8 protein-coding genes are annotated in these 5,784 nt (G+C 62.3%); 3 read left to right on the plus strand and 5 right to left on the minus strand.

The genetic code is table 11. The features are described from left to right. Positions 1–692 (plus strand): NAD(P)-dependent oxidoreductase (locus B3F77_RS09980; RefSeq protein ID WP_293604807.1); only part of this gene is annotated, 692 nt, incomplete at its 5' end. Positions 693–772: 80 nt separating this feature from the next. On the opposite strand, the gene B3F77_RS09985 is transcribed toward B3F77_RS09980, so the two are convergent. From B3F77_RS09985 to B3F77_RS09995, 3 genes are all read right to left on the minus strand, one after another. Then, positions 773–1,435 carry a BON domain-containing protein gene (locus B3F77_RS09985; RefSeq protein WP_293604808.1) on the minus strand — a complete coding sequence of 221 codons (663 nt, stop codon included), beginning with the start codon at positions 1,433–1,435 and terminating at the stop codon, positions 773–775. Beyond that, positions 1,432–2,031 (minus strand): phosphoheptose isomerase, encoded by a 600-nt coding sequence (locus B3F77_RS09990; RefSeq protein WP_293604809.1) that lies wholly within the window; start codon positions 2,029–2,031, stop codon positions 1,432–1,434. Before B3F77_RS09990 ends, B3F77_RS09985 begins: the two co-directional genes overlap by 4 nt. A 150-nt stretch (positions 2,032–2,181) precedes the next feature. Then, positions 2,182–2,652, minus strand: coding sequence for a YraN family protein (locus B3F77_RS09995; protein WP_293604810.1), 471 nt, complete (start codon positions 2,650–2,652; stop codon positions 2,182–2,184). A 50-nt stretch (positions 2,653–2,702) separates the two neighbouring features. Here B3F77_RS09995 and rsmI point away from each other — a divergent pair, with 50 nt between their 5' ends. After that, positions 2,703–3,575 (plus strand): 16S rRNA (cytidine(1402)-2'-O)-methyltransferase, encoded by an 873-nt coding sequence (gene rsmI / locus B3F77_RS10000; protein WP_293604814.1) that lies wholly within the window; start codon positions 2,703–2,705, stop codon positions 3,573–3,575. Beyond that, positions 3,572–4,801 (plus strand): multidrug effflux MFS transporter, encoded by a 1,230-nt coding sequence (locus B3F77_RS10005; protein ID WP_293604811.1) that lies wholly within the window; start codon positions 3,572–3,574, stop codon positions 4,799–4,801. The genes rsmI and B3F77_RS10005 overlap by 4 nt, the downstream gene beginning before the upstream one ends. Positions 4,802–4,877: 76 nt before the next feature. On the opposite strand, the gene B3F77_RS10010 is transcribed toward B3F77_RS10005, so the two are convergent. Together B3F77_RS10010 and B3F77_RS10015 are read right to left on the minus strand one after the other, a co-directional pair. After that, complete coding sequence (locus tag B3F77_RS10010; protein WP_293604812.1) at positions 4,878–5,360, minus strand: hypothetical protein; 483 nt, start codon at positions 5,358–5,360, stop codon at positions 4,878–4,880. A 165-nt stretch (positions 5,361–5,525) separates the two neighbouring features. Continuing rightward, positions 5,526–5,744 carry a hypothetical protein gene (locus B3F77_RS10015; RefSeq protein ID WP_293604813.1) on the minus strand — a complete coding sequence of 73 codons (219 nt, stop codon included), beginning with the start codon at positions 5,742–5,744 and terminating at the stop codon, positions 5,526–5,528. Between the last annotated feature and the right edge of the window lie 40 nt (positions 5,745–5,784).

A 5,784-nucleotide genomic window follows, 5' to 3' on the forward strand; every position in this document is an offset into this window, starting at 1 on the left:
ATGCCGAGATCGTGTTTTGCTGCGTCGGCAACGACGATGACCTGCGCTCGGTCACGCTGGGCGCGGACGGTGCGTTTGCCGGCATGAAGCCCGGCGCCGTATTTGTAGACCACACCACGGCTTCGACCCATGTCGCCCGTGAGCTCTACACCGCCGCAAAAAACATCGGACTTCACTTCATCGATGCGCCGGTGTCGGGCGGTCAGGCGGGCGCCCAGAACGGTGCGCTCACGGTCATGTGTGGCGGCGACGCAGCAGCGTTCGATGCCGTCAAGCCGGCCGGCATGGCTTTTTCAAAGGCCTTCACGCGGATGGGCGAAAGCGGTGCCGGCCAGCTCACCAAGATGGTCAACCAGATCTGCATTGCAGGACTGGTGCAGGGCCTGAGTGAAGCCGTGGCGTTTGGCCAGAATGCCGGGCTGGACATGAACCAGGTGCTGGACGTGATCGGCAAGGGCGCAGCACAAAGCTGGCAGCTCGACAACCGCGGAAAAACCATGGTGGCCGACAAATTTGATTTCGGCTTCGCGGTCGACTGGATGCGCAAGGACCTGGGGCTGGCGCTGGACGAAGCCAAGCGCAATGGCGCCCGTTTGCCCATCACGGCCCTGGTGGACCAGTTCTACGCCGATGTACAGGCCATGGGCGGCCAGCGCTGGGATAGCTCCAGCCTGATCAAGCGCCTGAAATAGGCACGCCAGCCGCGTAGCCTGCGCCAGTCAAACCGGCACCGCCACAAGTGAGCCGTGGCCCACTTGTCGGCCAGCAGGCTTCAGCCGCCGGATGGCTTGGCAGCAGCGGGTTGCGGTTTGGCTGGCATGGGCAGCGTGCCCGCCAGCTCGCCCTCGCTGAGGATCTCGAAAATCCGGACGACTTTTTGCACGCCAGTCGTTGCGCGAACCACCGCAGTGGCACGGTCTGCCTCGCGCTGCGTCACAAGCCCCATCAGGTAGGTGATGCCGCGCGCGGTGACGACCTTGAAGGCATTGGACTGCAAGTCCCGGGCATCCAGCAGCCTGGCCTTGACGTTGCCGGTCACTAGGATGTCGGATGAGCGCTGGGTCAGGCTGGAGTTGCCCATGACGGCCAACTCGTTGACAACGGAGTTCACATTTTCGACACGGGAGACGATCTGTTCGACCAGCTGCTTGTCCTGTGCATTGGGCACTTCGCCCGTCAACAACACCTGCCGGTTGTAGCTGGTCAGGCTCACATGGCCCCGTTCACCTACGTTGCTGCGAATGCGGCTGAGGGCCCGCAACTCGATCCCCTCGTCTTCAAGCTGGGTACCGGACGTGCGGCGGTCGGTGGCGAGCATGGAGCCTCCTGCAACGGCGCCGCCCACAACCAGGGGTACGCAGGCCGTGAGCGCGCCGGACAGCAAAGCCGCCGCGCCTATCGACAAAGCCAGCCGTTTCATCGCAACATGTTTCATACTGAAGACTCCTGATCACCAAGTAACTGGGTGTCCACACCGTCACAAATACAGTGAAGGACGAGAAGATGCACCTCCTGGATGCGCGCGGTTCGCTCATGCGGCACACAAATATGCACATCGGTTTCGCGCAGCGCGTGAGTCATTTTGCCGCCGCCCTTGCCCGTGAGTGCCACCACGGTCATCTCGCGCTCGTGGGCGGCTTCGATGGCCGCCAGCACATTGGCCGAGTTGCCGCTGGTGCTTATCGCCAGCAACACGTCGCCAGCGCCGCCCAGCGCACGAATCTGCTTGGAAAAAATCACGCTGAAATCGTAATCGTTGGCGATGGCCGTGATGATGGAGCTGTCCGTGGTCAGGGCAATCGCGCCAAGCTCAGGCCGCTCGCGCTCATAGCGGCCTACAAATTCGGCGGCGAAGTGTTGGGCATCGGCCGCCGAGCCACCGTTGCCGCAGGCCAGCACTTTGCCACCACTGGTGACGCTGGCCAGAATGGCCTGCACCGCCGCAGCGATGGGTTTGGACAGAACCTGCGCCGCTTGGTATTTGAGGTCGGCACTTTCGATAAATTGCTGTGCAATACGTTGTTCAGGCATGGGCCAATGATACCGGGTCAGGATGAAGATCCGCCCCAAAAGGGACTTGCACCCGGCAAAGGGCAATGGTTGCTTACAAAATCTGCCCCCTCACCTGAATCACCGAAGCGCTGCATTCGCATCCTGGGAGAGGTTGGGGAAGCGCAGGCCTCAGGAGGCGTCAAACGCTGCGGGCAGCCATTCGATGCAAGCATCCGGCCCCTCGCTTTGCACGCCCTTCACCAGCGACCCTTGCACCAGCAGCACATCAAAGCGGCAAGGCGGCGGCGTAGCAAAGCGCATCAGGTAGTGGCGCGCCGCGAAAATGATGCGCCGCTGTTTGACGGCACTGATGCTGGCCGCCGCGCCCCCGTGCGAGGCGCCCGATCGCTGACGGACCTCGACAAACACCAGCGTGCCGTCGGGCGCACGCATCACCAGGTCAATCTCGCCACCGCCGCGCCCCGGCGTCCGATAATTGGTCTCGATGAGTCTCAAGCCGGCCCGGACCAGGTAGGCGAGCGCGGCAGCCTCCGCAGCATCACCACGCGACTTGGTGGTAATCTGCCTTGACAACGCTTGGGCGCCATCTACCTCGCCATCCGGCGGCGACTTGGCCACCTGTTTTCTGGAAAACCACATTGAACGCTTCTTTCGAATTGGCACTGGATGCGGCACGCGCCGCAGCGGGCATGCAACATTATCCAGAAGCCACGCTTTATGTCGTGGCCACCCCCATTGGCAACCTGTCCGACATCAGCCTGCGCGCCCTGTATGTGCTGCAGCTGGTTAACGCCATCGCCTGCGAAGACACCCGCCACACGCAACCCCTGTTGCGCCAATATGGCATAGAAACTGGGGCAGGGAAGCCCCTGCTGGCCGTCCACCAGCACAATGAAGCGGAAGCGGCCGGGCTGGTCGTGGAGCGCCTGCAGCGGGGCGAGCGCGTGGCCTATGTCAGCGATGCCGGCACGCCCGCCGTGAGCGACCCTGGCGCGCGCCTGGTCGCCGCGGTTCGGGCTGCCGGGCTGAAGGTGATGCCTTTGCCGGGCGCCAGCAGCGTCACCACCGTGCTCAGCGCAGCGGGCGTGACACGCGCAGAAGGCAGCGCAGACGGCGGCACAGGTTTTGTGTTTGCCGGCTTTTTGCCAAACAAGGCCGGTGAGCGCGACCACGCCATCCAGGCCCTGCAAGCCGACACGCGGGCCATAGTGATTCTTGAAGCACCGCACCGCATTGAAGCCCTGGCACGCGCCATGGCGGTACTGCAGGGTCGGCTGGTCACCGTGGGCCGCGAGCTGACCAAGCAGTTCGAGGAAATTGCGACCATGCCCGCGCAGGACTTTTCCGCCTGGCTGGCCGCCGGACCCCAGCGCACGCGCGGTGAGTTTGCGCTGGTGCTGCATGCCTCGGCCCCCCAGGAAAGCCCGGAAGACAGCACACGCGTGCTGCAACTGCTGCTGGCCGAACTGCCCCTGAAAACCGCGGTGAAGGTCGCCGCGGAAATCACCGGCGCGCCGCGCAACGAGCTGTATGAAACTGCGTTAAAGCTCAAAAACGAATGAACCCGAACGCAGACCAGCTCTGGCGCGCGCCGCGCTGGACCCTCGCTGCCCTGCTGGCGGTGCTCGGCATGTTGGGGCCATTTTCGATTGACACCTACATTCCGGCATTTGCCGGCATGGCCCAGTCGCTCAGCGCGTCGCCCGTGGAAATGCAGCAAACGCTGTCGGCCTACCTGTTCGGCTTTGCCTTCATGAACCTGTTTCACGGCGCGCTGGCCGACAGCTTTGGTCGCCGGCCTGTGGTGTTGTGGGGAATTGCCATGTTCACGCTGGCGTCGGCCGGCTGTGCGTTGTCGCAGAGCATTGGGCAACTGGTTTTTTTCAGGGCGATGCAGGGCCTGTCAACCGGCGCGGGCATCGTGGTGTCGCGTGCGGTGATACGCGACATGTTCCCGCCCGCGCAGGCGCAGCAGGTCATGAGCCAGGTCACCATCTATTTCGGCGTGGCGCCCGCGCTGGCGCCCATTGTGGGCGGCTGGCTTTTTGTGCACCTAGGCTGGCACAGCATTTTCTGGTTTCTGACGGCTGTCGGCGCGGTGCTTTGGGGCACCAACTACCGGTTTTTACCAGAAACCCTGAGACGCGAAGATCGCCAACCCTTTGAAGTTCGGCACCTGCTGCGCGGCTACTGGCAACTGGGCTCCAGCCCGCGCTTTTTGCTGCTGGCACTGGCCAGCGGCGTGCCTTTCAACGGCATGTTTCTGTATGTGCTATCGGCACCGGCATTTCTGGGCAATCACTTGGGCCTGCAGCCTACCCAGTTTTTCTGGTTTTTCATGCTCACCATTTCCGGCATCATGTCCGGCGCCTGGTTGAGCGGTCGCCTGGCGGGGAGAATTGCGCCCAAGCAGCAGATACGCCATGGCTTTGTCATCATGCTGGCGACTTCGCTGGTCAACCTGGCCGCCAATCTGCTGTTCAAGGCCCAGGTGTCATGGGCCTTGTTCCCGATCGCCGTGTTTGCGTTTGGCTGGGCACTGATGGTGCCTGTCATCACGCTGTTGGTGCTTGATCTTTACCCCGAGCGGCGCGGCATGGCGTCTTCCCTGCAAGCCTTCATTGGCTCGACCGCCAACGGGATTGTGGCTGGCGTAGTGGCGCCGCTGGTGATGCACTCAACGCCTGCGCTGGCCGCAGTTTCGCTGGGCATGATGTGCATTGGACTGGTGTCCTGGCTGTATTTGCATCACCGCTGGCCGGAAATCGGCCGGACGGTGTCCCTGTAATACAGATAACGGGCCAAGCGCCATCCCGGGCGGCGCTACCGCCGAAAAACGGGCCCGGACGGCCTCAAGGCAAAGGTCAGTCGTCGTGCATCCTGAAGGGAAACTCCATGCCCTGCCCGGTGCGCTGAACCACATTTCGGCCATCCAGATAAGCCCAGAAGTACTTGCTTTCGTCGCTGTCAAGCCAGCGGTAGGTCATGATATCGCCAGGCCAGGAGGCCACGCGGTCAACCGTTGCCGGCCGGCCAAACTCGCGCTCCATGTCCTCGCGCGTCCACTTGCCCAGCTCGATTTTTGAAAACTCGTTGAGCTTAAGAACCTGCCGGGCGGCAACCACCTTTCCCGCAGCATCCAGATCGACCATTACGGCCGTCTGACCGGCAGGCTGGGTCAGATACTGCAGCCGCGTCCCCGCGCCCAGAGGCAGCACCCGCGATGGCGTGCCGTAATGGGCAATGACTTCCTCACGCGACATGCCAGGCTGCACCATAGTGAAGGCACAACCCGCCATAAGCAACACCGCAACAGCAATGCTTGAAACAGTTTTAAAGATTTTCATGGCGCACTTACTCCTGTTAAATCCGGATTGATTCGACCCCGTCCGCATTGGAATGTTCCTTGCCGGAATTTCCGGCACCGAAGCTGATACTGGCGGTTGCGTGCAATTTTGCGCTCGGTCTGCCTGGCACTTTCACCCCGCGCCAGCCCTCGCCCTCGCGGCAGGCTATTTTTCCAGGCCCCCCCGGCCGTTGGAGCGGGCTTCGATGGCGGACTGCAGCAGCGCGTTAGCGGCGCTGGCCAGCATTTGGGCCACGGCGCGCACCTGATCGGGCAACGTGGCGGGCCAGACTTGGGCGGATTTATCGTCTGTGGCGGCCCCCAAAACGCTTGCAGCAGAAAAATTGATAGCCAAATCGGCCTGTAGCCCTTTATTGACGGTCACAAGCAGCTCCTTATTTAATACCATTTAGCGTTCAATGAAT

The sequence above is a fragment of the Polaromonas sp. UBA4122 genome (genome assembly GCA_002381615.1).
In the GTDB taxonomy this organism is placed as follows: Bacteria; Pseudomonadota; Gammaproteobacteria; order Burkholderiales; family Burkholderiaceae_C; genus Polaromonas.

Excerpts from the sequence above, each read along its gene's own strand:
- B3F77_RS09985 (WP_293604808.1), bottom strand. The coding sequence starts at position 1,435 with ATGAAACATGTTGCGATGAAACGGCTGGCTTTGTCGATAGGCGCGGCG.
- B3F77_RS09990 (WP_293604809.1), bottom strand. The coding sequence starts at position 2,031 with ATGCCTGAACAACGTATTGCACAGCAATTTATCGAAAGTGCCGACCTC.
- B3F77_RS09995 (WP_293604810.1), bottom strand. The coding sequence starts at position 2,652 with ATGTGGTTTTCCAGAAAACAGGTGGCCAAGTCGCCGCCGGATGGCGAG.
- rsmI (WP_293604814.1), top strand. The coding sequence starts at position 2,703 with ATGCAACATTATCCAGAAGCCACGCTTTATGTCGTGGCCACCCCCATT.
- B3F77_RS10005 (WP_293604811.1), top strand. The coding sequence starts at position 3,572 with ATGAACCCGAACGCAGACCAGCTCTGGCGCGCGCCGCGCTGGACCCTC.
- B3F77_RS10010 (WP_293604812.1), bottom strand. The coding sequence starts at position 5,360 with ATGAAAATCTTTAAAACTGTTTCAAGCATTGCTGTTGCGGTGTTGCTT.